The sequence below is a fragment of the Fulvivirga sp. genome, assembly GCF_040218215.1.
Taxonomy (GTDB): Bacteria; Bacteroidota; Bacteroidia; order Cytophagales; family Cyclobacteriaceae; genus Fulvivirga.
In genome coordinates, this window is the sequence record NZ_JAVJQL010000028.1 from 520,971 (window position 1) to 547,333 (window position 26,363).

Sequence of the window (26,363 nt, forward strand, 5' to 3'; positions counted from 1 at the left end):
TAGAGTCAGTAGGCTTAATTGCCTTCATCAACCCAAAAATTAACTCTAAAGTTGCTTTTTAAAGGATTTTCTTACAATTCACTTGAATCTCACATTCTAACCCTTATATTGCAAATTTTATTTTGAGAAATAATATTGATGAACAAGTTGGGTGCGGATAGTCTCTATATTTCAGATTTAATAGAGGCCAGTGTTGATGGTATATTTTTGCTCGATGACGACTGCAAAGTCATTGCGTGGAATCCAAAGATGGTGGACACGACTGGATTAACCCCTGGTCAGGTTATGGGTAGACCTATATTTACAGTTTCCTTCCAGTTTGGTCAAAAATTCTTTCTAGAAGGTTTAAAACAAGCTCTCAATAATAGTGGTAATGTTCTAAAAAACAACTTTCATTTTGCTACTGATGGAAGTAATCATATCTGTCAGGCCAGTTTGTCACCTTTTAACCTGCCCTTTGGAGAAGGACTTGGCTGTATGGTCATCTTACGAAAGGTATCTCAGAAGTTTGCAGCCCATGGCAGAATGAAACATCTCATTGAGGAATCTCCAATAGCTACGGCCATATATCATAAAGATGGCCGCCCAAGATACTTTAATAAGGCATATGGAGATTTGTGGGGTGCTAATAGTGGTATGGCCATTAAGGCAATCACTAATTACAACATATTGGAAGATGACCAACTCGTTGACTTAGGCATCATGCCATTTATTGAAAAAGGATTTGCTGGCAGCCCATGTGATATTCCTATTATAGCTTATAACCCGTATGATACTCCATCAATAAAGTCGTTAGGGATCAATGAAAAGAAATTTATTAAAGGCCATATTTTTCCGGTAAAAAATGCCAATGAAGATCTTGAGGAAGTAATATTAATGTTGACTGATATTACTTTTCAACGACAGGCCGATGAAATTTTATCTGAAACACACCTTAAGTTTCAGATGCTCACCATGGGACTGCCGGGTGTTATTTATGAATATGAAGAAATAGGCGACAATCCGCATAAGTTCAGATATATAAGTCAGGGGTGTCAGGAGATGTTTGGATTCTCACCTGAGGAGATTATGGAAGATGCCAACAAACTCGAACTGCGTATCCACCCAGATGACCTGGCAACCTTTAGAAATTCAACACAAAGCAGTGAGTTCGAAGCCAAGAACTGGGAATGGCAAGGCCGTATTATTGTTGATGGTGAAGAAAAGTGGATTGAAGGTAAGAGTAGCCCGGCAAAACTGAAAGATGGTACCATTGTGCGCTATGGCTTATTGCTTGATATTACAGATAAAAAAGAAGTCGAACACCAATACAAACTGTCCCAGGAAAGGTTAACACTAGCTCTAGAAGGTGCCGAACTGGGTTTGTGGGAATGGAAAGCTAAATCGGGAAGGACATTTCTTAATAAATCATGGGCTGCCAAACTGGGGTATTCTAAAGAAGAGTTTGACGAAGCCTTCAAGGATTGGAAAAGCATGATTCACCCTGATGATGTTGATGAAGTGCGTGCTAAAATGGAACGTCACATAACAGGAAAGTCAAAAGTTTTCGAATCGGAATACCGTGTTAAAAAGAAATCAGGGGACTGGTTCTGGGTGTTGGACAAAGGAAAAGTTACTGAACGTAGTAAAAAAGGAGAAGTTAAAAAGTCAGCCGGAACGCTTCTAGATATTAACGATTCAAAAATCACTCAAAATATTATCGAACAAAATGAACAGCTGTTTTCTCAGCTGTTTGATAATGCTCCTATGGGAATTGTACTCCTTGATGATGAGCACAAGGTAGTCCAAATGAATAGCGGGTTTGAAAAAATGTTTGGGTTTGGAGAGGAAGATATCATCGGAAACCAGCTTAACCATATCATTGTGCCTGAAGACAAAAACAAAGAGGCCATAGATATAAACATTATTACTGCCAAAGGCACGGTAGGAGTTTTGGAATCGAAACGATTGCACAAAAACGGCTCACTAATTCCTGTTATTATATATGGTGTACCGGTGTCTTTTAATAATAAGACCATTGGCATTTATGGCATCTATGTAGACATCACCGATCGTGTGAATGTAGAGCATGAACTTCAGATCAGGAATAATGAACTGGACAACTTTGTTTACAAAGTCTCACACGACCTTAGAGCCCCACTGTCATCCATCCTCGGCTTAGTTCATTTAGCCAGCCACGATCAAAATGAAGATGACATCAGACAGTATATATCCATTATCGAAGACAGGGTAAAGCAACTTGACAGTTTTATCAATGATGTATTGAGTCATTCGAAAAATCTGAAAATGGATGTTGCTGTCAACAGGATTGATTTCAAGAAAGTGATTGAGAACTGTTTTGAAGGACTTGGCTATTTGAGAGGCGCCAGCAACATCGATAAATTCATTACCGTTTCAGATCATGAATTTTATAGTGATGAATGGAGAGTTAATGAGATTTTCAGAAACCTTATTTCCAATGCCATCAAGTATTTAAATACTGAGGTGTCAAACTCTTTTATCAAAATAGATATTGATATTAATGCAAATCAGGCATTGATAAAAATAGAGGACAATGGTATTGGTATTGATGAAAGTGCACTTCCTAAAATCTTTGACATGTTCTTTAGAGCTACTACTTCAGCAGAGGGTTCAGGTATTGGCTTGTACATTGTTAAAAATGCCATCGAAAAACTAGGTGGTAATGTAAACATTGAAAGTGCTATTGACAAGGGCACTACCTTCACCATTATTTTACCTAATACAAAGGATAAAGCGGCAATTAAGGCCTAGAACTCTTATACTTGCACCTATGAGAGTTGTTGAAGTAAGTAATAAAGCTCAAGCCCAGGAGTTTATTAAATTGCCGGTACGTCTTTACATGAATAACCCTAAATGGATAAGGCCTCTTGACAAAGATATTGACGCTGTATTTGACCCTAAAAAGAACAAGACTTTTAGGAATGGTGAGTGTATCCGTTGGATACTGGAAGACGATAGCGGAAAGATTGTTGGGCGTGTAGCAGCTTTCATTAATAAAAAAACCGTATCAAAAGATAACGACCAGCCTACTGGAGGAATGGGTTTTTTTGAATGTATAAATGATAAAGAAGCGGCCTTTTTGTTATTTGACACCTGTAAAGCATGGCTCATAAAAAATGAAATGGAGGCCATGGATGGCCCTATTAATTTTGGAGAGAGAGACAAGTGGTGGGGCCTTCTGGTAGACGGATTTGAAATTGAGCCTAACTATAACTGCAACTATAACCCTCCATATTATCAAGATCTTTTTGAAGCCTATGGCTTTAAAGATTACTTCAAGCAGTTTACTTTTGGTCGTAAGGTAAGAGATCCATTCTCAAGTAAGCTGATGGAAAAAGGGGAAAAAATTCTCTCTCAGAAAGATAGTGGATACTCTTTCCGTCATTTGGAGTTAAGCAAGCTTGATAAATACACAGAAGATTTCCGAATTGTATATAATAAGGCATGGGCGCGTCATAAAGGTGTGTCACAAATGTCATCATTGCAAGCCAAGGCCATCATGAAGCAGATGAAGCCAATCATTGATGAAAAGATTGTTTGGTACGGCTACTACAATGAAGAACCAATAGCATTTTATATAAACCTGCCGGAGGTCAATCAAATTTTCAAATATGTAAATGGAAAGCTAGACCTTATCGGAAAGCTGAAATTTGTTTATCATAAATGGAGAAAGAGCTGTAAAAAAATGCTCGGCCTTGTTTTCGGAATTGTACCTGAGCATCAGGGAAAAGGTGTAGAAGGTGCCTTGGTGTTGGCCACAGCTCAAATGGTGCAAAAGGACTACCCACGTTATGATGATCTTGAAATGAACTGGATCGGAGATTTTAACCCTAAAATGATCCGCGTGGTAGAACAAGTAGGTGGAGACATTGTTAAAACCCATATCACATACCGAAAGCTTTTTGACGAGAATCAGGAGTTTAAACGTTGTCCTATTCAGTAGTTCACCCATGAGTTTGCTTAATTTCAGATCAAGGATTTTAATAAAGAATATAGCCAAGGGGTTATTATGGCTTGTTGGTCTTTTGGTCCTTTTTTATGTTTTTGAAGAGTACACCAATTTTAATGCATTTTTAGAACATATAGCCAAGTGGCCAATGGCTGTATATGCGGTTTTTATTGTTTCAGAGGTCATTTTTGGTATTATACCTCCTGAATTCTTTGTAAAATGGTCAGAAAATCATGGCCTTTTCAATACTTATGTAGCCAACGTAACATTGTTGGCAGTTATCTCCTATTTGGCAGGTGTTTTGGGTTATTACATTGGGTCTAAACTTGGTAAAGTTGCACTCTTTGAACCCTACTTTACAAAATATATCCACAAATACAAAAACCTACTAAGGCGTTATTCTGGTTTTTTAATTGTAATAGGTGCAGTAACTCCCGTACCTTTTTCTGCAATATGTATGTTGGTTGGAGCTACTAATTTTAATTTCAACAGTTTTCTATTAATTTCTTTAACAAGATTTTTAAGGTTTGCATTTTATTCAGCAGCCCTATTCTATTTTTAATATATATGAAATCAAAAACAGGAGTTTTATTGATAAATCTTGGTACACCTGATAGCCCCAGTGTATCTCATGTAAGGTCATATTTATCACAGTTCTTAAATGACCCTCGTGTTATTGACATTCCCGCAATAGCTCGATTACTACTTGTGAATTTGATTATTGTTCCGTTTAGGGCTCCAAAGTCTGCCAAAGTGTATAAAGAACTGTGGACAGAAGAAGGATCTCCTTTACTAACAATCAGTAACAATGTAGCTAAACTATTAGATACAGAACTGGGAGAAGGTTATGATGTGCACTTGGCCATGCGGTATAAGAACCCAAATATTGTAGATGTTTTGGAGCAAATGAGGTTAAAGAACTACAACAAGATAGTAGTGCTCCCTATGTTTCCTCAATATGCCTCTGCAAGTACCGGCTCAGCTTATGAGCTGGTGATGGATGTTGTTAAAAAATGGTGGATAATACCTGAAATCAGGTTTGTGGGGCAATATTTTGATAATCCAGATTTTATTGATGCTATTTTAGATAGAGCTTCCAAGTATAATATTGAAGATTATGATCATGTACTCTTCTCTTACCATGGACTACCTGACAGGCACGTGGATAAGGTATATCAGGATGGCCTATGCAGTGACAGGGATTGTGAGCATGAGTTGACTGAAGAAAATAAGTATTGCTATAAGGCAACTTGTTATGCCACAACAAGGTTGATTGCTGAAAAGTTGAACTTACCAGAAGATAGATATACTGTCTGTTTCCAGTCACGGCTTGATAAGAACTGGCTAACTCCTTTTTCTGATAAGGTAGTTGAAGAATGGGGCAAAAAAGGAGCTAAAAAACTATTGGTGTTCTCTCCGGCTTTCACAGCAGACTGCCTTGAAACCATCATTGAAATAGGTGACGAGTACCAGGAAATATTTGAAGAACATGGTGGCGAGAAAGTTCAGCTGGTTGAGAGCCTAAATGAGCACCCACTCTGGATTAAATGTTTGAAGGATTTGGTATTAAATAAGTCCTAGTTTTTAACAGCTAACTCACTGTAAAACTCAGCCACTTTTTCTGCGGCATAGTCTATCTCTTCAGGAGTGTTGTATTTACTGAATGAGAATCTTACCGCACCCCGGTTTGGATCTGCATTAATACCCGAAAGCACATGCGAGCCTTTAGATGCCCCGCTTGAGCAAGCGCTTCCACCAGAAGCAGAAATTCCATTTATATCCAAAGTGAATAAAAGCATATCATTGTCCGGAGATGGAGGCAAACAAACATTCAATACCGTATACAGGCTTTTGTCCTTATTTTCTGACTCACCATTGAACCCAACCCCTTCAATAGTGTTTTTCAATTTAGAGATCATACGGTCTTTAAGTCCTTGGATATAAACCTGATGCTCTTCCATATCCCTGTAGGCTATTTCCAAAGCCTTGGCCGTACCTATAATGCCATAAACATTTTCTGTACCTCCGCGCATATTGCGCTCCTGGGCGCCACCGTGGATGAAAGGTGCAATTTTGGTATGCTTATCGATGTACATAAAACCAGCACCTTTAGGCCCATGGAATTTATGCCCAGCACCTGTTATACAGTGCAGTTTAAGTTTTGATAAATCGTGCTTATAATGCCCCATGGTCTGAACAGTGTCAGAATGAACAATGGCACCATAGTTTTCACATAGGTCACCTAACCTATCAAGATCAATTATATTCCCTATTTCATTATTGGCGTGCATTAATGACACCAATGAGCGGCCATTATTTTTAAGTAGCTCCTCTAAATGATCAAAATCTACATTGCCGTTGCCATCAAGATTTACAAAACTCAATTTTATATTACCTTGCTTTTCAAGGTTCTCTAAAGTGTGAAGCACAGCATGATGCTCAATTTTAGAGCTGATGGCGTGCTTTAAATCATAGGATTCAATCGATGAACAAATAAGTGCGTTATCAGCTTCTGTTCCCCCTGAAGTGAAGAATATTTCACTTGGTGAAGCATGAAGCAACTCAGCCACCGTTTTTCTGGCATATTCAATAGCAGAACGCACTTTTCGCCCATGAGAATGGATTGAAGATGGATTACCATAATTTTCTAATAGATAAGGCTTCATGGCCTCAAATACTTCACTATCTATAGCTGTTGTTGCTGCATTGTCCAGATAAACATTCATAATCTTATGCTTTAGCTGTTATTATTTCTTTAATATCGGAGATTATTTTCTTTGCCAGATGCTCGGCTGTAGCTTCAGACTCTGACTCTGAATATATTCTAATAATGGGTTCTGTATTGGACTTTCTTAGGTGAACCCACTCTTGGTCAAATTCAATTTTCACACCGTCAATCGTGCTGATCTTTTTTGACGCGTATTGTTTTTGAATTTCAACCAAAATTTTGTCTACATCCACTTCGGGGGTAAGCTCAATTTTATTTTTAGAGATATGGAAATTCGGATAGCTAGCTCTTAGTCTTGAGCAGCTTTTTCCAAATTTGGCCAAATGCGTGAGGAACAAAGCAATACCTACAAGAGCATCCCTACCGTAATGTAACTCTGGGTAAATAATCCCTCCATTACCTTCACCACCAATCACTGCATTCGTCCTCTTCATTTCCTCAACAACATTTACCTCACCAACTGCCGATGATGTGTAAACACATCCATGCTTTTCAGTAACCACTCTTAAGGCCATGGATGATGACATGTTAGAAACGGTATTCCCTTTTTTATTAGATAAAATATAGTCAGCAACGGCCACTAAGGTATACTCTTCACCAAAGGGTGTTCCATCTTCCTGAATTAGCGCTAATCTGTCCACATCAGGATCAACTACAATTCCCAAGTCAAATTTTCCTTTCTCCATTTCTGAGGAAATATGATTTAGGTTTTCTGGTAATGGCTCTGGATTATGAGGAAAGTGACCAGTAGGCTCGCAATAAAGCTCAGTAACCTTAACGCCCATTGCTTTAAGCAATCTCGGTACAGCAATTCCTCCAGTTGAATTTACGGCATCCACAACCACACTGAACTTCCGTGCTTTAACGGCCTCCACATCAACCAAAGGTAATTTTAAGATGCTATCTATATGCTTATCGATATAAGAATCATCAGTTTTTAGCTTTCCTAAGGCGAGCACCTCAGCAAATTTATAGTCATTTGACTCAGCCATTTTCAGCACTTCCGCACCATCATTACCTGATATGAATTCTCCAGTACTGTTAAGAAGCTTAAGCGCATTCCACTGTATCGGGTTATGGCTGGCTGTTAAGATTATTCCTCCTGCTGCATCTTCGGCAGGCACGGCCATCTCTACAGTGGGTGTTGTAGACAGGCCAAGGTCAACCACGTCTATTCCCAAACCAACTAATGTATTGACCACCAAGCCGCTTACCATCTCCCCAGAGATACGCGCATCTCGCCCTATGATAATCTTCTTCTTACCACTTTGCTTTACAGCCCAGCTACCAAAAGCCGCACTGAATTTAACTATATCTAATGGAGTCAATCCTTCACCAGGCTGTCCGCCAATTGTTCCTCTTATTCCTGAAATGGATTTTATTAAAGTCAATTTTTACTAGGTTAAAATGAATGTGCAAAGTTAACATTTTTCATTTTAAACAGGATTTGTGACTTTAATATATTTACACGTCTCACCCTTAATTCTTTTATTATCAAAAAGTTAAATGTTATATATTTTTAAATATATTCGCTTGATGAAAATTATCCACTCATGACTTATTTCCTATTTATTGTTGGCTTTGTGTTGCTAATCAAAGGTGCTGACTTCCTTGTAGATGGGGCATCTTCAATTGCTACCAGATACAATGTTTCTCAAATGATTATTGGGTTAACAATTGTCTCTTTTGGAACATCTTTACCTGAATTGCTGGTAAACGTTACAGCGAGTTTTGGAGGCAATCCGGGTCTGGCCATTGGAAACATCTTTGGTAGTAACATTGCAAACATCTTATTGATTTTAGGGATAAGTGCTATTATCAGACCGCTACCTATTTCAAAGAATATCTATTTTTCTGAAATTCCATTTTCCTTGGTAGCCACTTTGCTGGTAGGTTTTTTGGCCAATGCAGCACTACTTTCAGATGTACGGACACTCACCCTGAGTAGAGTTGATGGCGTTATTCTGTTAGTGTTTTTTGTTCTTTTTATGGGTTATATCTATGTGGTTTTCAAGGCAGATAATGAAAAACTGGAAGAAGAGGCTAATAAGCCTGAACCATCGATGACCATAAAAAAAGCCTCCCTTTTCATTCTTTTAGGTTTAATAGGTCTTTATTTTGGTGGCGAATGGGTGGTAAATGGGGCAGTAGATATTGCCAATCAGTTTGGCTTAAGTGAAACTTTCATTGGTCTTACAGTAGTGGCCATAGGTACATCACTGCCTGAGTTATTTACCTCTGCAGTAGCCGCCTATAAAAATAATACAGATATAGCAGTAGGCAATGTTGTAGGTTCTAACATTTTCAACCTGCTGTGGATATTGGGAGTAAGTGCTTTGATTAGACCGCTTCCTTTTGATGTGGCCAGTAATACTGATATTGTGATGATTGTTCTCGCAAGTGCCTTGTTACTATTTGCAGTTGCCGTAGGTAAAGGTGCCCGTATTGTAAGGTGGGAAGGTATGTTATTTGTAGCGGTTTACATCGCCTATATTTCTTATCTGGTGTTCAGAGGCTAAGCTTAAGAAAACTTGGACATTACTTTGTCTACCTCGTTATCGGGATTGCCACAAGACTCATCTCCTGTCATGGTCTTACCACAGTAACCACATTGCGCTCCTTCTTTATTTAAGTATGGGTTCTGAGAGGCACACGTTCCCTTAAACTGTCCATCCTTTAAAAAAATTAGTCGTACTGACATCAGGATGAAGAAGAAGGCCACAAATCCGATTCCCAATAGTAATGTAGTCATGTTTCTTTATTTTTAGGCAAAAATACTTATTCACTCAAGAAACAACAGCAATCGAACCAAAGTTTCTCAAAAACAGCATTCATGAAAAATATTAAAACAACACCAGACCTTAACCGCAAAGCTAAATTAGAAGCATTTGACAGGTTACTAACCATCATGGATGAACTTAGGGAAAACTGCCCCTGGGACATGAAGCAGACCATGGAAAGCCTAAGGCACCTTACGATTGAAGAAACCTATGAGCTCACCGATGCCATCATTGAAAATGACATGCAGGAAGTCAAAAAGGAGCTGGGCGATCTGATGCTTCATAATACTTTCTATGCAAGAATTGGATCGGAAAAAGGCGCTTTTGATATGGCTGATGTCCTTAATGGCGTTTGTGAAAAGCTTATCAATAGGCATCCCCACATTTATGGTGATGTGGAAGCCAAGGATGAGAGAGCTGTGAAGGAAAATTGGGAGAAAATCAAACTCAAAGAAAAAGGTAATCAAAAGAAATCCGTTTTGGGTGGAGTGCCAAAATCACTTCCAGCAATGGTTAAGGCCATGCGCATTCAAGAGAAAGCCAGAGGTGTTGGTTTTGACTGGGAAAAGAAAGAGCAGGTTTGGGAGAAAGTAGAAGAAGAAATGAATGAGTTCAAGGCAGAATTTAATATAGAAAATGAAACAGAAATTGATAAAACCAAAGCCCAGGCAGAGTTTGGGGATCTTATGTTTTCATTGATTAATTATGCGCGCTTCTTAGATATCAACCCTGAAGAAGCTTTAGAAAGGACGAATAAAAAATTCATTAAGCGTTTCAATTATCTCGAATCTGAATCAGCAAAAGATGGCAAGAATATGTGGGAGATGAGCTTGGCGGAGATGGATGAATATTGGAATAAGGCCAAATCTTTAAAATAATGAATAGGCTTATGTCGTAAACATTAGTTATTTTTCAAATTCCAAAATAGTGTTTATGGCCGAACCAAATATGCTAGTAGTTCTTTTGGGCTTTTTGATTGTCGCAATTTCTGCGAATCAAATTGCTAAACAATTTCAAAGGATCAAGTTGCCTTTAATAACGGGATTACTGGTAATCGGGGCTTTATCGGGTCCATTTTTCTTAAACCTGATTACTCCAGATTCAAAGGAGGCACTAAAATATGTGAATGAAATGTCATTGGCTTTTATAGCTTTTGCAGCTGCCGGTGAATTGTATTTCAAGGATTTAAGGAGTCGTATAAACAGTATAAAATGGCTCACCATTGGTCAACTGTTGATAACCTTTCTAATAATAACTACTGCCCTTTTCTTTATAACTGAGCTTGTACCTTTTACATCAAACTTAAACTGGAGCTCCCGACTTTCTGTTGCACTATTAATTGGCACTATTTTTTGCGCCCGTTCTCCATCCTCAGTCATTGCAGTTATCAATGAAGTCAGGGCCAAAGGGCCTTTTACCCGATCTGTGATGGGTACAACAGTTCTCATGGATTTTTTAGTCATTTTGCTATTTGCCACTGCCTTATCATTTGCCTTGGCATTAGAGCTTGGCGGTCAGCTAAATTTCTTTTTTGTAATAATCATTCTCCTGGATATTGCCTTATCAATCGTACTTGGCTTTCTGTATTCGCTGTTGCTTAAATCGCTGCTAGCCCTAAAAATCAGGTTGTCTGCTAAAAGTATCCTTCTTCTACTTATAGGATTCAGTGCTTTTTATGTGGGAGGTTTCGTAGCACTGTTAGGACAAAAAGCCTTTGGTATTTCTCTACACCTCGAGCCACTCTTAATATGTATAGTAGCTGGGTATAGAATTACAAATTTCACCAGATACAGACAGGAATTCCTTAAAATTATTGATGATATTGGGCCTTATGTTTACTGCGCCTTTTTTACATCAGTTGGCGCCTCACTCAATATACCACTGATCTACAAAGTATTACCAGTAGCCCTAGCCCTTGTTGCACTTAATGCAGGAGCACTTTTTGCGGGCACAGCATTTGGCGCAAAAGTTAGTAAAGAGCCCACATTAAATGTTAGTTTATACTGGATGGCCTTTCTTACCCAGGCTGGTGTGGGGCTTGGACTGGTGACAACTGTTGCTGATGCTTTTCCTGAATGGGGACAGGAGTTTTCTACTCTTGTCATTTCTGTAATTATACTTAACCAATTTATAGGCCCCCCACTTTTTAAATGGGCAATTACAAAAGTTAAAGAAAGCAGGCTTAAAGCACCTGTGCCTGATTTTGATGGTATTAGAGACGCTATTATTTTTGGCTATGAAAGTCAGTCTATCGCCCTGGCACGTCAACTCCAGTTACAAGGCTGGAAGGTTAAACTAGCAACGCGTAAGCAAAATATTACGCCAGAAGATTATCCAGATATCGATATAAGAACTATAAAAGGTTTGGATTTGGATGCTCTAAAATCGTTGGATGCACCCCTGTCAGAAGCCATTGTGTTAATGCTCACCGATGAGGAGAACCTTCAACTGTGTGAGTTAATATATCAAAATATAGGCACCAATGATGTAGTAGTAAGACTCAATCATAGATTCAATTTTGATAGTTTCCACAAATTGGGGGCGCTGGTGGTCGATCCTTCTACCGCTATAGTTAGCTTGCTGGATCACTTTGTTCGTTCGCCTCAGGCTACATCACTACTGCTGGGCATGCAATCCGGACAAGATACCATCGACCTGCAAGTACTCAATCAGGACTTATACGGCCTTCCACTGCGTGACTTGAGGTTACCGTCAGACACTATTATTTTATCCATAAGAAGAAAAGGGCAAATGATTATTTCCCATGGATATACCAGACTTAGGAAAGGCGACTGGATTACCATGGTTGGATCAAATGAAAGTCTCAGAAAGATGACATTGCTTTTTGACAACGCTTCGAATTAAAGGTTAAGGCCTGAATAAACAATATATATTAGTTTTGTACCCGCATGGGCACATTAAAATTGTACCATTATAACGAATGTCCGAGACGAGCGATAATAACGACAATGGATTTTCAATTGACACTTTTAGTGTCTGGGCGTTGGAAAAAAGGATAAGGCTTACACGCCAAATTGCCTTTCTGGCCATTGTCATATCATTGTTTTACCTGGCTTTTGATTATTTCAACGGGGCTGTTGAATATATTCCTTATTACTTTATTTTACTGCTTGGAGCAAACGCATGCCTTATACTACTAAGGCTCAAGTGGTATACTGCAGCAAAAATGACATTAATGCTTTCTGGTGTTACCCTTTTGGCAATCCTGGCATCTTGGGAAACATCAGAAACTGGGGTCTTCATGTACTTTTTGGTAGTAGCAGTAGCATCTCTTACACTGTTTGGGGCAGAAGAAAAATTAAGTGCCTTTATCATAGTGGGTGCAAGCATAAGTGGCTTTTATATAGTCTATTTTACCAATTGGATAGAATTTGAACAACTGCCATTGTCCCAGTCTTACATAGATCAAAGCTTTCTAATTAATTTTAGCATTTGCATTGTTGCTTTGGTTACCATGGTGTATCACATTCTGACCATCAGTAGAAAGTATGAGGAAAGAATGCATAACTCCCAACAATCCCTTATTGGGCTCACAAAGGAACTTACAGAAAGCCGCAAACGCTTCGAGTTAGCCATTCAGGGTTCAAGTGTAGGTATTTGGGATTGGGATGTGCCAAGCGATCGCATTTTCATTAGCCCTCTATTGCTTAAAATGCTTGACTATACAGATGACAAACTAGTTGGTATAACGTCTCAACGATTATTTAGAATTCTGCATCCTGAAGATCAAGGAAAATTTAAATCTGTGCTAAATGACCATTTTACAAATAGCACACCTTTCCGAATTGAATGCAGGTTAAGAAAAGCCGATGGTAGCTATATATGGGTGCTCGATACAGGTCAGGCCCAATGGGATAAAAAAGGCAACGTCATCAGAATGGTAGGCACTATTTTAGATATTGATGACCGCAGGAAGGCCTTCAAAACTGTAGAAGAGCAAAATGAACTACTGGCCAAGACTAATGAAGAGCTCGACCGGTTTGTCTATAGTACTTCACATGATCTAAAGGCTCCTTTAAGTTCCATATTAGGCCTGATTAATGTAGCCGAAATGTCAAATGATCCAACGGAGTTTGGGGACATACTTTCCAGAATGAGGAAAAGAGTTGGCGCTCTCAATGGGTTTATTGCCGAAATTATTGATTATTCAAGAAATACCAGACTAGAAGTTGAAGCCTCTTCCATTAATTTGAAAGACCTCATTGCTGAGGTAATCGATAGTTTAAAGTACTATGAAGATTCTCAACGAATTGCTATTAGTATTGAATTCGATGATGATTTGCTTATCAATTCTGATAGAGGAAGACTAAAAATAATTTTGAACAACCTTATTGCTAATGCCATCAAGTATCACAATGCAAAACAGAAAAACCCTTTTATCAAAATCCAGTGGGATTTTAAGGAAGGCCTTGGCGTAATAAAGATAGTAGACAATGGTACAGGTATTGAAGACAGTCTTCAGGATAAAGTATTCAATATGTTTTTTAGGGCAACTGAAAGCTCAGAAGGATCAGGTCTTGGCCTTTACATTGCCAAAGAAATGACTGAAAAAATCTCAGGTCAGTTGTCCTTCGAATCAAACATTGGCGAAGGAACAACCTTCTATATTCATATTCCCCATAAGCCAATAGCTGAAGAAGTTGTGACTACACAATCAAAGTAATGTGATTGTAGTCCCATGGCAAATCCTTAACTCCCTGTTTATTAGCAAATAAGCTTCAATAATTATAAATTTACCACTGTAGAAGTTTTAGACAAGCGTTGAATCAATCAGCTAATTCTCAATTTTTCCGAAATCTGTATCTAGGAAGTCATTCTAATATAGAAAAGACGGACACCGCTAAGCGAGCCATATTAACTGGCCAGCTAAGTCTATTCTGTGCTATTATAGCCATATTCTATACTTTCTTTGATTTGTGGCAAGGTGCTAAAAGCTCATTTATTGTCTATCAATTACTATTCGTTCTTTGTTTAGGCTCATTTTTTATAAATCGAGCAGGTAAGCATCAAGTGGCCACATTCATGCTGCTGCTAAGTGCCAATCTTATTTTATCATTCTCTGTAGAAAAGGAGGCTCAAGAGACAGGTGTATTTATGTTTTTTGTGCCAATTATTGTTGGCTCATTTGCCCTGTTTGGCTTTGAGCAAATGAATAAGGCCATTGTAATGTCCTTATTTTCCCTCATACTCTGTTTAGTTGTATATAAATATGAATTTGATTTTGTGCAGAAATCAGTAATTCCCCCAGGTGGAGTGCAACTAAATTTTATGTTTAATACTACCATTTCTGCTATTACAGCATGCATCATTATAATTTTCATTTTACGGTTGAATAACACTGCTGAACTTAAACTCGAAAAAATATCTGAAGAGCTGAAAATGAATAAGGACAGGTTCGAACTGGCCATTCAGGGCTCAAGTGCTGGTATCTGGGATTGGGATGCCATCAATGATAAACTCTTCCTGAGCCCTTTATTGATTGATCTGCTAAATTATCCGCCAGAAAAATATGAGAACATGACTTCTGATAAATTAAATAAAGTCGTTCATCCCTCAGACCTTCCTAAGATAAAAGCTGTACTTAAAGAGCATCTTGAAGACAAAAAGCCTTTCTACAAAGAAGTACGGATCAGAAAAGGAGACAATACTTACATTTGGGTGTTGTTATCAGGGCAAGCACAGTGGGATGAAGATGGCAAACCACTAAGAATGGTAGGTACACTCCTGGACATCAATGATAAAAACAAAGCCTTCAGGCAAATAGAAGAACAAAATGTACTTCTTGAAAAAACCAATGAAGAGCTTGACAGGTTCGTTTATAGCACCTCTCATGATCTGAAGGCTCCACTTAGTTCTATCTTAGGCCTTATTCAGCTGGCACGAATGACTGACGCTCCTGATGAACTGGGTGAATATCATAATATGATGGAAAAGCGAATCCATACTTTAAATGGGTTTATCACTGATATCATAGATTACTCAAGAAACACAAGGTTAGCCATTGACACAGAAAATGTATACCTCAAGCCTTTGATAGAAGAGGTGGTGGAAGGGCTACAGTATTATGAACACTCACAATCAATAGACATTCAAATTCTAATTCCTGACGATATCTCGATAGACACAGACAGAGGACGTCTAAAAATTGTCCTTAACAACCTGATTGCCAATGCAATTAAATATCATGACATGGATAAGGCCAACCCTCACATTTTGGTAAGCTGGGAAATGAAAGAACAAACAGCAGTGATTAAAATTGAGGATAATGGAACAGGCATTGAAGATGAGCTGCAAGACAAAATTTTCAACATGTTCTTTAGGGCCACTCAAAAATCAGAAGGCTCAGGGCTGGGATTGTATATCGCCAAAGAGATGACCGAAAAAATATCAGGCAAGATCGCTCTTGAATCTACCTATGGAGAGGGCACCATCTTCTTGCTCGAACTTCCATATCAAAAAGTTATGGAAGAGGCTAATGCCTAGCAATTAGATCATTTTTATATCTTTGCGCCCTATGGCGAACCAAGACGATAATTTGTTGAAAAAAATAATTGCCCATGCCAAGGAGTATGGCTTTATTTTTCCTTCTAGTGAAATTTATGATGGACTAGCTGCGGCTTACGATTATGGCCAAAATGGCGTAGAGTTAAAAAATAACCTGAAGTCATTCTGGTGGAAGGCCATGGTTCAAATGAATGAAAACATTGTTGGCCTGGATGCATCAATTTTTATGCACCCAACTACCTGGAAGGCATCGGGTCATGTTGATGCTTTTAATGATCCTATGATTGATAATAAGGATTCGAAAAAGCGCTATAGAGCTGATGTTTTAATAGAAGATCATATTGCTAAAATTGAAGCTAAAATCAACAAGGAAGTTGATAAGGCAGCCCAGCGTTTTGGAGAGTCTTTTGACAAGGAGCAGTATCTAGCCACTAATGCGCGTGTTATGGGCTATCAGGCTGAGATTGATAGTATCAACGACAGAATGAAAACTGCATTGGAGTCTGGCAATCTATCTGACCTAAAAACATTAATAGAAGATTTAGGCATAGCAGACCCTGTTTCAGGATCTAAAAATTGGACCGATGTGCGCCAGTTTAACCTTATGTTTTCAACAGAACTTGGTTCGGTTGCTGAGGGAGCCAGTAAAATTTATCTAAGACCTGAAACTGCTCAGGGAATTTTTGTCAACTTCCTGAATGTACAGAAGACTGGCAGAATGAAAATCCCATTCGGAATAGCCCAAATAGGTAAAGCTTTCAGAAATGAAATTATTGCCCGACAGTTTATCTTCCGTATGCGTGAGTTTGAGCAAATGGAGATGCAATTTTTTGTAAAGCCAGGTGACGAAATGAAGTGGTATGAACACTGGAAAAACACCAGAATCAGCTGGCATAAACTACTTGGCTTAGGTGAGGATAATTATAGATTCCATGACCATCTAAACCTTGCGCATTATGCCAATGCTGCTTGTGACATTGAATTTAACTTCCCAATGGGTTTCAAAGAATTGGAAGGTATCCACAGTAGAACAGACTTTGACCTTAAAGCTCATGAAGAGCATTCAGGAAAGAAATTACAATTCTTCGACCCTCAGGAAAATAAGAGCTATGTACCGTATGTAATTGAAACTTCAATTGGTCTTGATCGCCTTTTCTTAGCGGTAATGACTTCTGCTTATAAGGAAGAAACACTGGAAGATGGCAGTGAAAGAACTGTGCTTAAGATTCCTGCAGCTATAGCTCCAACCAAAGTTGCCGTATTGCCGTTGCTGAAAAAAGATGGCCTTCCTGAAAAGGCAAGAGAAGTATTAGACAGCCTGAAACTGGATTTCAACTGCACTTATGATGAAAAAGATGCCATAGGTAAGCGCTACAGAAGACAAGATGCTGTTGGTACACCATACTGTGTTACTGTTGATCATCAGACACTTGAAGACAATACTGTAACTATAAGAGATAGAGACAATCTGCAACAGGAGCGTATTGATATCTCTCAGCTCCATGCCAGGGTTTCTGACCTTGTATCTGTAACCAGCCTGCTGAAAAAAATCTAGTTGGGATACTTTTTATTACTAGTAGTAATTGGGCTTTTAATATTCGGAGTCTGGTCGGTTTTTAATGATATATATGTTTATATCTATGATCAGGTTAGATACAGCCTTAAGGTAAGACAGCCCTTAAAAAATAGCAGGAAGCAGATACTTAATAAATACAGCGCTTACTATAAAGTGCTGCCTTTGCCCGAAAAGAAGGAGTTTGAAAGGCGTGTGCAGCGTTTTATTTATTCTAAAAAGTTTATTTCCAGGTCATCACTACCTATATCGGAAGAGATGAAGGTTTTGATCTCTGCTAGTGCGATACAACTGACTTTTGGATTGCCAGGGATTTACCTTTCAAACTTTGATAAAATACTGATCTATCCTGATTCCTATTATTCCCGCATCACCAAAAAATATCACTTGGGTGAGGTGAACCCGAGGGCTGGCATCATCTTGCTTTCATGGAATCACTTTGTAGAAGGGTATGGAGATCTTACTGATTCCTTTAATGTGGGTATTCATGAAATGGCCCATGCCATACACTTCGAAAACAGAATAAGAAATGAGGAGTTTGACTTTCTTAATAAGGATGCGCTTCAAACACTGAGTATCATCACCGATAGGGAAATGCCAAAAATCAATAGTGGTCAGCCGCATTTATTAAGGGCCTATGCTGGCACCAATGAATATGAATTTTTTGCTGTTGCCCTCGAATATTTCTTTGAGCAGCCATCACAAATGAGCGAACAACTTCCTGACCTTTATCAAACTATTGCCATGTTGCTGCGTCAGGATCCTTTGAAATTATATAATTTTAGTAGTCCAAAATAGCAATCATGAATTGGGAAGAACTTTTATCTAATCAGCGTACTCCAGAGAAAAAGACCGCACATGAGCCTAGCAGAAGTGCTTTTGAGCAGGACTATGATCGGATTATATTTTCTCATCCGTTCAGGAGGCTGCAAGATAAAACCCAGGTTCATCCCTTGCCAGAACATGATTTTGTGCATACCAGGCTCACTCATAGCCTTGAAGTATCCAGTGTTGGCAGAACCTTGGGAAAGCGCGTTGGAGAAATCATTTTAGAGCGACACCCGGGGCTTAAATCGAGCTTTTCAATCCATGATTTTGGTGCTATAGTAGCAGCTGCTTCTCTTGCGCATGACATTGGCAACCCTCCCTTCGGACATTCTGGCGAAGATGCAATATCAGGCTTCTTTAAAGAGGGAAGTGGCAAGCAATATCAATCATTAGTCAATGAACTGGAGTGGGCTGACCTCACTACCTTTGAAGGAAATGCGCAGGGTTTTAGGTTATTTAACAAAGAGCGGTACCAGGGCATGAAGCTTACGTATGCCACACTAGCGGCCTTTAGTAAATACCCTAGGCAATCCATCATTAAGTCTAAAGACCCAAATCGTAGAAGCCAGAAGAAATATGGTTTCTTTCAAAGCGAAAAAGACACATTTAAATCTATTGCTGAAAGCACTGGCTTAATCCAGTTTGAAGATTATAGCTGGTCACGGCATCCGTTGGCGTTTTTGGTAGAGGCTGCAGATGACATTTGTTATCATCTCATTGATCTGGAAGATGGCTGTAGGCTTGGGCTAGTCAGTTATGAAAAAACAGTTGAGCTCTTTGCCAACATTTTGAAAGAACGGTTCAGTTTAGAAAAGCTCTATAAGATTGATACTATTAACGAAAGAATAGGCACACTCAGGGCTCTTTCAGTAGGTCAATTAATTGATGAATGCTGTGCTTTGTTTTTGGATAAGGAAAATGAAATTATCAGCGGGGAATTTGACATATCACTAACAGATGCCATACCATCTGCAGGAGTCTTAAATGATGTTATCAAAATCTCTATCGAAAAGATCTACAGATCACGGCAGGTTATGGAGACCGAGGCTGCAGGTTTTGAAGTGCTTCCCGGACTATTAGAGGCTTTCACTCAGGCTGCTGTGGATTTATCCCGAAATGAAAAGGCTTCCATTAAAAACCAATCACTTTTACGTTTAATGCCTCCAGAGGCAATTTTAGACATCAAACAGAACAAAGGCAATTCCTATTCTGTGTTGATGAGTTGCATCGATTTTGTTTCAGGCATGACAGACAGGCACGCCATCTCTCTGTTCAGAAAGATCAAGGGGATTTCATTGCCAAACAGCTAATTCCAGTCACCATAATTAACTGTTTTTTGGCAATCGCCTTCTATCCTATTTTTAACTACTGTTTCTAGCTAAAATCATTACCTTTGTGCCTTTGTTTTAGCATGTGGACTAAGCTTTCTCATATCATCATAAAACAGCGACTATTACTAGTTGCTATACTGGTGGCCATTACGGCCTTCATGGGCTATCATGCGCGCTTTGCAGAGATGAGTTATGACTTTGCAAAAACTGTTCCTGCTGATGACCCTGACATGATCGAATTCCAAAACTTCAAATCGTTATTTGGAGAAGATGGAAATCTGGTAGCACTGGGCATACTTGATAGCAGTGTTTACGAAACCGACAAGTTCAAATCGCTATATAAATTAAGCAAGGAGCTTGACACCCTTGATGGTGTCAATAATGTTCTTTCTCTACCATTAATTCAACTGCTGGAAAAAGATACTGCCAACAATAAATTTCTTCTAAAGCCCATTTTCGCAAATGGCATCCCTGATGACCGTGCAACTTTAGACAGCCTTATGACAGAGGCATTTAATCAGAAATTTTATGCAGGGCAGCTTGTTAATGAATACAACGGAGCCACTTTGGTACTAATTTCTATACAGCGTGAAGTGCTCAACTCCTCTAAAAGACTGGATCTTACCCAGAAAATAATAGACAATGGTGAGGCTTTTGAAAAGGAAACTGGCATAAAATTACACTATGCAGGGTTGCCTTTTGTGCGCTCTGTAGTTGCAGGAAAAGTAAAAAGGGAAATGCAGGTTTTTCTTTTCCTTTCTGTAGCTGTTACAGGTCTGATTCTATTTTTATTCTTCAGAACCTGGGATGCTGTTGTTTTTCCAATGACCATCATAGCTGTTGTTGTAGTTTGGGTAATGGGCTCCCTTGTGCTTTTCGGTTATAAAATAACCATCCTTACCGGGCTAATACCTCCAGTAATTGTTGTCATAGGCATACCCAACAGTGTCTACCTGCTCAATAAATATCATCAGGAATTTGAAAAGCATGGCAATAAGGTGATGGCCATTAGTAGGGTAGTGAGGAAAATAGGCCTTGTTACCTTGATTACAAACTTTACCACTGCTGTAGGCTTTTTAGTGCTTGCCTCCACAGACATTACTATTCTTAGGGAGTTCGGAATAGTAGCAGGGCTAAATATCATGGTTACTTTTTTGGTAAGCATAATTCTTATTCCTGCTGTCTTCTCATGGCTGCCATCCCCGGGCGGAAAGCAGTTGAAGCATTTACGTTTTAAGGGGGTTGACTTCATACTTAATAAAATGGATATTCTTGTGCACAGGCACAGGGCCATCATCTATTCAATAACAGGAGTATTGGTGGCAGTGTCAATTTACGGAATGTCAAAAGTTGAGGCGGTATCTTATATGGTGGATGACTTGCCCTCCAGAAGTGAGATAAAGCAAGATTTAAGATTCTTTGAGAAGCACTTTAGTGGCATTATGCCATTAGAGATTGTGGTTGATACCCAAAAGCGCAGAGGGGTGATTGATCTTAAAAACTTAGAGAAAATTGATGAATTCGAAACCTTTTTAGCGGAACAAAGAGATATATCAAAACCTGTAAGTGTGGTTAGTTTTATAAAAGCATCTAAGCAAGCATTTTACAATAACAACCCTGCAAGGTATAGTCTGCCGAATAACCGAGAGAAGAATTACATCCTCAGGTACATGCGAAATCAAGGTGATAGCTCAGGACTTTTTAGCTCCTTTGTTGATTCTACCTTGACCAAAATGCGACTGTCCATGCAAGTAGCTGATATTGGTTCACATAAGATGGACTCGTTGATTAAAGGGGTTGTTCAACCTAAAATTGATACCTTGTTTGGCGATACGGACTTAAAATTGAGCATCACTGGCACTACTCCATTATTCATCAAAGGCAATAAGTTTCTGATTCAGAATCTATGGTTTAGCCTTTGCTTGGCATTTATCATTATCGCCATTATTATGGCCGTATTGTTTGTCAACTTTAGAATGATAGTGATATCATTGGTGCCAAATGTAATCCCATTAATTATTACTGCCGGTATTATGGGCTTTGCCGGTATTCACCTTAAACCGAGTACCGCACTGATATTTAGCATTGTATTTGGTATTTCAGTCGATGATTCTATCCATTTTTTAGCAAAATACAGACAAGAGTTATTTGCTCATAAATTTTTCGTTCCGTTGGCCGTAAGCAGAAGTCTAAAAGAAACAGGAGCAAGCATGATGTATACATCCATCATTCTTTTTGCTGGTTTTGTGATTTTTGTTTTTTCCGACTTTGGAGGTACAGTGGCATTGGGAATTTTGACGTCAATCACATTGTTAATTGCTATGATTACCAATCTTATTTTATTGCCTTCATTGTTAATGACATTTGATAATGGCAAAAGGAGTAAAACGCTTCATCCCCTTATCGAGCAATATGATGATGGCTTCTATCAGGAAGATGAGGATGAGGAGATTGACTTGGAATTGATCAGAGTAGCCAAGGAAGAAGAAGACAGGTCAAAGGAAATTAATTCATAATATTTAAAGGAGTAATACGGTGAAGTATAAAGAGTATAAAGGGCTTAACTATGCTGAAATAGCCAATGAAGTACTTGATTATTGGAAGAAAGAAGAGGTCTTCAAAAAATCTATAGATACAAGGGAAGGGCAGCCGACATTCACATTCTATGAGGGCCCTCCCTCTGCTAATGGCACACCTGGTATTCACCATGTGATGGCCAGAGCTGTAAAGGATATTTTCTGCCGCTATAAAACCCTTAAAGGCTTTCAGGTAAAGCGAAAAGGCGGCTGGGATACACATGGCTTGCCGGTTGAGCTTCAGGTGGAGAAAGAACTCGGTATTACTAAAGAAGATATTGGCAAAAAAATATCCGTTGAAGAATACAATGAGAAGTGCCGTGAGACGGTGATGAAGTTTAAAGATCAATGGGATGACCTAACTGAAAAGATGGGTTACTGGGTTGATTTGGATGACCCTTATGTGACTTTTGAGAGAGATTACATTGAGTCATTATGGAATATATTAAAGCAGCTTTATGATAAAGGATTGCTTTATAAAGGCTATACCATCCAGCCGTTCTCACCAGCTGCTGGCACAGGACTTAGCTCTCACGAGCTAAACCAGCCTGGTACTTACAGAGATGTAAAAGACACCACTGTTACTGCCCAGTTTAAAAAGAAAGGAACTGACAATGAGTATTTCCTGGCATGGACAACCACACCATGGACACTTGCAGCCAATACTGCTTTAGCAGTAGGTGAAAAAATTGACTATGTCAAAGTTGAAACTTTCAACCCCTATACATTTGAAAAGGTATTTGTAATTCTGGCGAAAGATAGACTGAGTTCTTACCTTAACCCTAAGGATGCTGAAGCAAAAATAGAAGATTACAAAGCGGGTGACAAAGTTGTTCCTTATAGAGTAGTTGAAGAATTCAAAGGCAAGGACATCGTTGGTCAGGAATATGAGCAATTGCTTCCTTACATCCAGCCTGACGGCCCTGCTTTTCAAGTGATTCCTGGTGATTATGTAAGTACTGAAGATGGTACTGGCATAGTTCATATCTCTCCAACATTTGGTGCTGACGATTACCGCGTAGCTAAGCAAGCAGGCATAGGTGCTATATTGGTTAAAGATAGTGAGGGCAAAGATTCTCCTATAGTTGACCGTCAGGGCCGATATGTGAAAGAGATGGGCGAGTTTGCTGGTATGTATGTCAAAAATGAATACTACAGCGATGCAGATGCTCCTGAGAAGTCGTTAGACGTGCTATTAGCTATCAAGCTAAAAGAAGAGAATAAAGCTTTTAAAGTAGAGAAATACGAACACTCCTATCCACATTGCTGGAGAACGGACAAGCCTATTCTGTACTATCCACTTGACTCATGGTTTATCAAAACCACGGCTGTTAAGGATGACCTCGTTGCTTTAAACAAAACCATCAATTGGAAACCTGAATCTACCGGTACTGGCAGGTTTGGTAACTGGCTGGAAAATCTGGTTGACTGGAACCTGTCAAGATCAAGATTCTGGGGAACACCATTACCAATTTGGGTATCTGAAGATAAAGATGAGCAGAAATGTATCGGCTCTATGGAAGAGTTAAAGGCTGAAGTAGCTAAGGCTGTAGAAGCTGGATTTATGGATGAAGAACTTTCAGATGATTTTGACTTACACAGACCATTTGTGGATGATGTAGTGCTGGTATCTGATTCAGGTAAAAAAATGTTTCGTGAGCCAGATCTTATAGATGTTTGGTTTGACTCAGGAGCTATGCCATATGCTCAATGGCATTATCCTTTTGAGAATGAAGACATTTTCAAGGCCAATTATCCTGCAGACTTTATTGCTGAAGGTGTGGATCAAACGAGAGGCTGGTTCTTTACATTGCATGCTATTGCGGTAATGCTTAACAAAAGTGTTGCCTTCAAAAATGTAATTGCCAATGGGCTTGTTTTAGATAAGAATGGAAACAAAATGTCCAAGCGATTGGGAAATGCTGTTGATCCATTTAAAACACTGGCTGAGCACGGGCCTGATGCCACGCGTTGGTACATGATCTCAAATGCCAACCCTTGGGATAATCTTAAATTTAATATTGACGGTATTACTGAAGTTTCAAGAAAGTTTTTCGGTACACTTCACAATACGTATTCATTCTTTGCACTTTACGCTAATCTTGACAAATTCGATTATAGTGAAGGCGAAATAGATTTAAGAGCAAGAACAGAAAGTGACCGTTGGATATTAAGCAAGCTTAATAGTTTAATAGCCAAGGTTGATCAGGCATATGAAGATTATGAGCCTACTAAGGCAGCACGTTTAATTCAGGACTTCACCATAGATGATTTAAGCAATTGGTACGTTCGTTTGAATAGAAAGCGTTTCTGGAGAGGTGAATACAATGATGATAAACGCTCAGCTTATCAGACTTTATACAACTGTCTGGTAACTATTGCTAAGCTTTCATCGCCAATTGCACCATTCTACATGGATAGATTGTATCAGGATTTAAATGCTGTGAGCAATTTGGAACCGTTCGAGTCCGTACATTTAACGAGTTATCCTCTATCAGATAGGAGCTATATCAATGAGGATTTAGAAACTCGTATGGCGTTAGCACAGGATATTTCTTCACTAGTTCATTCCTTGCGTAAGAAGCATTTGATCAAAGTGCGTCAGCCTTTATCTAAGATTTTGGTACCTGTGCTAAACGCGCAGTTTAAATCTCATGTTACTGCGGTTGAGGAGTTGATCAAATCTGAAGTGAATATCAAGACTATCGAATTTGTTGATGATGAGTCCGGTATACTTGTTAAGAATGTAAAGCCAAACTTCAGGAAACTGGGTCAGGAATACGGGCCTAAGATGAAAGAAATAGCTGCGAAGATCAATCAACTAAATGCTGATGATATCAGCAAGTTAGAGGCTGATAATAGTTTAGAAATATCTCTCGCAGATCAAAAGGTAACGTTGACGTTGGAAGATGTTGAGGTAACATATCAGGATATTCCAGGCTGGTCCGTGGCTACAGAAGGCAGGTTGACAGTGGCCTTAGACATCACCATTGATGATGAGTTGAAAAAAGAAGGAATTGCAAGGGATTTGGTAAACCGTGTGCAGAACATGCGTAAAGACATGGGACTTGAAGTACAGGATAAGATCAACATCTTAATAGAAAAGAATACTGATCTTGTTAATGCTGCTCTTGAAGCCAACAAGGAATATATATGTACAGAAACCCAGGCTCTGTCGTTAAACATTTCTGATAGTATAGTTGATGGAAGTTTGCTTGAAATGGACGAGCATAAGTTAAAAATAAAAATTGAGGCCTAAGATTATGAAGCTGAATATGACTTTGTTGAGGTATTTTTTGGTGGCTTTAGTTGTCATTGCTATCGACCAAACATCTAAGTTATTGGTACATAACAACATGATGATGGGTGCTGGTGGTGAAATAGATGTGCTAGGTGACTGGTTCAAACTTCATTACTTGCTCAATCCGGGTATGGCCTTCGGTTTAAAATCGAGCCATGAGTATGGCAAGTTATTATTAACCCTATTCCGTCTTGGTGCAATGTTTGGCATCGGCTATTATATCTATTACTTGTACATCAAAAAAGCTCATACAGGCCTTTTGTGGTGTATGGGTTTAATTTTAGGAGGTGCTGTAGGTAACGTTATTGACAGTACACTTTATGGTGTATTATTAGACAATGCTCCTGCAGGATCACCAACACCATGGTTTCACGGTCAGGTAATTGATATGCTATTCTTCCCATTATTTGACGGCCATTATCCTGAATGGATGCCGTTTGTAGGTGGGGATTATTTCTTATTCTTCAGCCCTGTATTTAATATTGCTGATTCTTCCATTTTTATTGGTGTAGTCATCATATTAATCTTCCAGAAGAAATTCTTCATCCCTAAAGAGCAGTTGCAAGGGGTGAAATCTGAGGAGGAATTAAAGAAAGAACAAGAAACTACTCAGGAAGAGGTGGTTTCTTAGAGGCAGTTATCAAAATTAAATTTCTTTAAGATTTTAGTAGAAGGCTAAACATTTAATCATGTTTAGCCTTTCTTTTATTGGTGTTAATACAATAGATTTACATTATCAAGAATAATATTT

18 protein-coding genes are annotated in these 26,363 nt (G+C 38.9%); 15 read left to right on the plus strand and 3 right to left on the minus strand.

Annotation, left to right across the window (positions count from 1 at the left end):
* Positions 1-138 precede the first annotated feature (138 nt).
* From RIB54_RS20630 to hemH, 4 genes are read left to right on the plus strand one after another with little or no spacing between them, the layout of a single operon-like run.
* Positions 139-2,772: a PAS domain S-box protein gene (locus RIB54_RS20630; RefSeq protein WP_350102761.1), complete on the plus strand. Its 2,634-nt coding sequence runs from the start codon at positions 139-141 to the stop codon at positions 2,770-2,772.
* 19 nt (positions 2,773-2,791) lie between these two features.
* Positions 2,792-3,964 (plus strand): hypothetical protein, encoded by a 1,173-nt coding sequence (locus tag RIB54_RS20635; protein ID WP_350102763.1) that lies wholly within the window; start codon positions 2,792-2,794, stop codon positions 3,962-3,964.
* Positions 3,965-3,971: 7 nt separating this feature from the next.
* A complete protein-coding gene (locus tag RIB54_RS20640) occupies positions 3,972-4,532 on the plus strand; it encodes a YqaA family protein (protein WP_350066065.1) in 561 nt (186 codons plus the stop codon).
* Positions 4,533-4,537: 5 nt separating this feature from the next.
* Positions 4,538-5,551 carry a ferrochelatase gene (gene hemH / locus RIB54_RS20645; RefSeq protein ID WP_350102764.1) on the plus strand — a complete coding sequence of 338 codons (1,014 nt, stop codon included), beginning with the start codon at positions 4,538-4,540 and terminating at the stop codon, positions 5,549-5,551.
* Here hemH and RIB54_RS20650 read toward each other — a convergent pair.
* Both RIB54_RS20650 and glmM read right to left on the minus strand, forming a co-directional pair.
* Complete coding sequence (locus RIB54_RS20650; protein ID WP_350102766.1) at positions 5,548-6,696, minus strand: cysteine desulfurase family protein; 1,149 nt, start codon at positions 6,694-6,696, stop codon at positions 5,548-5,550. The genes hemH and RIB54_RS20650 overlap by 4 nt on opposite strands.
* 4 nt (positions 6,697-6,700) lie before the next feature.
* A complete protein-coding gene (gene glmM, locus RIB54_RS20655) occupies positions 6,701-8,089 on the minus strand; it encodes a phosphoglucosamine mutase (RefSeq protein ID WP_350066059.1) in 1,389 nt (462 codons plus the stop codon).
* Positions 8,090-8,251: 162 nt separating this feature from the next.
* Here glmM and RIB54_RS20660 point away from each other — a divergent pair, with 162 nt between their 5' ends.
* Positions 8,252-9,217: a calcium/sodium antiporter gene (locus RIB54_RS20660; protein WP_350102768.1), complete on the plus strand. Its 966-nt coding sequence runs from the start codon at positions 8,252-8,254 to the stop codon at positions 9,215-9,217.
* Between the two features lie 2 nt (positions 9,218-9,219).
* On the opposite strand, the gene RIB54_RS20665 is transcribed toward RIB54_RS20660, so the two are convergent.
* Positions 9,220-9,450, minus strand: coding sequence for a hypothetical protein (locus tag RIB54_RS20665; RefSeq protein ID WP_350066055.1), 231 nt, complete (start codon positions 9,448-9,450; stop codon positions 9,220-9,222).
* Between the two features lie 81 nt (positions 9,451-9,531).
* Here RIB54_RS20665 and mazG point away from each other — a divergent pair, with 81 nt between their 5' ends.
* The 10 genes from mazG to RIB54_RS20715 all read left to right on the plus strand — a co-directional run bounded on the left by mazG (position 9,532) and on the right by RIB54_RS20715 (position 26,243).
* The gene (gene mazG / locus RIB54_RS20670; RefSeq protein ID WP_350102769.1) at positions 9,532-10,356 is read left to right on the plus strand and encodes a nucleoside triphosphate pyrophosphohydrolase; all 825 of its coding nucleotides are present in this window, start codon (positions 9,532-9,534) and stop codon (positions 10,354-10,356) included.
* Positions 10,357-10,411: 55 nt separating this feature from the next.
* A complete protein-coding gene (locus RIB54_RS20675; protein ID WP_350102771.1) occupies positions 10,412-12,343 on the plus strand; it encodes a cation:proton antiporter domain-containing protein in 1,932 nt (643 codons plus the stop codon).
* A gap of 76 nt (positions 12,344-12,419) precedes the next feature.
* Entirely contained in the window at positions 12,420-14,162 is a 1,743-nt protein-coding gene (locus tag RIB54_RS20680; protein WP_350066049.1) for a sensor histidine kinase, read from the plus strand.
* 98 nt (positions 14,163-14,260) lie between these two features.
* The gene (locus RIB54_RS20685) at positions 14,261-15,982 is read left to right on the plus strand and encodes a sensor histidine kinase (protein ID WP_350066048.1); all 1,722 of its coding nucleotides are present in this window, start codon (positions 14,261-14,263) and stop codon (positions 15,980-15,982) included.
* Positions 15,983-16,013: 31 nt separating this feature from the next.
* Positions 16,014-17,558 (plus strand): glycine--tRNA ligase, encoded by a 1,545-nt coding sequence (locus tag RIB54_RS20690; RefSeq protein ID WP_350102772.1) that lies wholly within the window; start codon positions 16,014-16,016, stop codon positions 17,556-17,558.
* Positions 17,559-18,374 (plus strand): zinc-dependent peptidase, encoded by an 816-nt coding sequence (locus RIB54_RS20695; RefSeq protein ID WP_350066044.1) that lies wholly within the window; start codon positions 17,559-17,561, stop codon positions 18,372-18,374.
* Positions 18,375-18,379: 5 nt separating this feature from the next.
* A complete protein-coding gene (locus tag RIB54_RS20700) occupies positions 18,380-19,714 on the plus strand; it encodes a deoxyguanosinetriphosphate triphosphohydrolase (RefSeq protein ID WP_350102774.1) in 1,335 nt (444 codons plus the stop codon).
* Between the two features lie 101 nt (positions 19,715-19,815).
* Positions 19,816-22,251 carry an efflux RND transporter permease subunit gene (locus tag RIB54_RS20705; RefSeq protein ID WP_350102776.1) on the plus strand — a complete coding sequence of 812 codons (2,436 nt, stop codon included), beginning with the start codon at positions 19,816-19,818 and terminating at the stop codon, positions 22,249-22,251.
* 19 nt (positions 22,252-22,270) lie between these two features.
* On the plus strand, positions 22,271-25,570 hold the full coding sequence (gene ileS / locus RIB54_RS20710; RefSeq protein ID WP_350102777.1) for an isoleucine--tRNA ligase: 3,300 nt from the start codon (positions 22,271-22,273) through the stop codon (positions 25,568-25,570).
* A 4-nt stretch (positions 25,571-25,574) separates the two neighbouring features.
* Positions 25,575-26,243 carry a lipoprotein signal peptidase gene (locus RIB54_RS20715; protein ID WP_502879624.1) on the plus strand — a complete coding sequence of 223 codons (669 nt, stop codon included), beginning with the start codon at positions 25,575-25,577 and terminating at the stop codon, positions 26,241-26,243.
* The last annotated feature ends 120 nt before the right edge of the window (positions 26,244-26,363 follow it).

Bases quoted from the DNA above. Each gene is read 5' to 3' on its own strand.
- RIB54_RS20640 (WP_350066065.1), top strand. From the start codon at position 3,972: ATGAGTTTGCTTAATTTCAGATCAAGGATTTTAATAAAGAATATAGCC.
- hemH (WP_350102764.1), top strand. From the start codon at position 4,538: ATGAAATCAAAAACAGGAGTTTTATTGATAAATCTTGGTACACCTGAT.
- RIB54_RS20635 (WP_350102763.1), top strand. From the start codon at position 2,792: ATGAGAGTTGTTGAAGTAAGTAATAAAGCTCAAGCCCAGGAGTTTATT.
- RIB54_RS20690 (WP_350102772.1), top strand. From the start codon at position 16,014: ATGGCGAACCAAGACGATAATTTGTTGAAAAAAATAATTGCCCATGCC.
- RIB54_RS20675 (WP_350102771.1), top strand. From the start codon at position 10,412: ATGGCCGAACCAAATATGCTAGTAGTTCTTTTGGGCTTTTTGATTGTC.
- RIB54_RS20630 (WP_350102761.1), top strand. From the start codon at position 139: ATGAACAAGTTGGGTGCGGATAGTCTCTATATTTCAGATTTAATAGAG.
- RIB54_RS20660 (WP_350102768.1), top strand. From the start codon at position 8,252: ATGACTTATTTCCTATTTATTGTTGGCTTTGTGTTGCTAATCAAAGGT.
- RIB54_RS20715 (WP_502879624.1), top strand. From the start codon at position 25,575: ATGAAGCTGAATATGACTTTGTTGAGGTATTTTTTGGTGGCTTTAGTT.
- mazG (WP_350102769.1), top strand. From the start codon at position 9,532: ATGAAAAATATTAAAACAACACCAGACCTTAACCGCAAAGCTAAATTA.
- RIB54_RS20700 (WP_350102774.1), top strand. From the start codon at position 18,380: ATGAATTGGGAAGAACTTTTATCTAATCAGCGTACTCCAGAGAAAAAG.
- RIB54_RS20705 (WP_350102776.1), top strand. From the start codon at position 19,816: ATGTGGACTAAGCTTTCTCATATCATCATAAAACAGCGACTATTACTA.
- RIB54_RS20665 (WP_350066055.1), bottom strand. From the start codon at position 9,450: ATGACTACATTACTATTGGGAATCGGATTTGTGGCCTTCTTCTTCATC.
- RIB54_RS20680 (WP_350066049.1), top strand. From the start codon at position 12,420: ATGTCCGAGACGAGCGATAATAACGACAATGGATTTTCAATTGACACT.
- RIB54_RS20650 (WP_350102766.1), bottom strand. From the start codon at position 6,696: ATGAATGTTTATCTGGACAATGCAGCAACAACAGCTATAGATAGTGAA.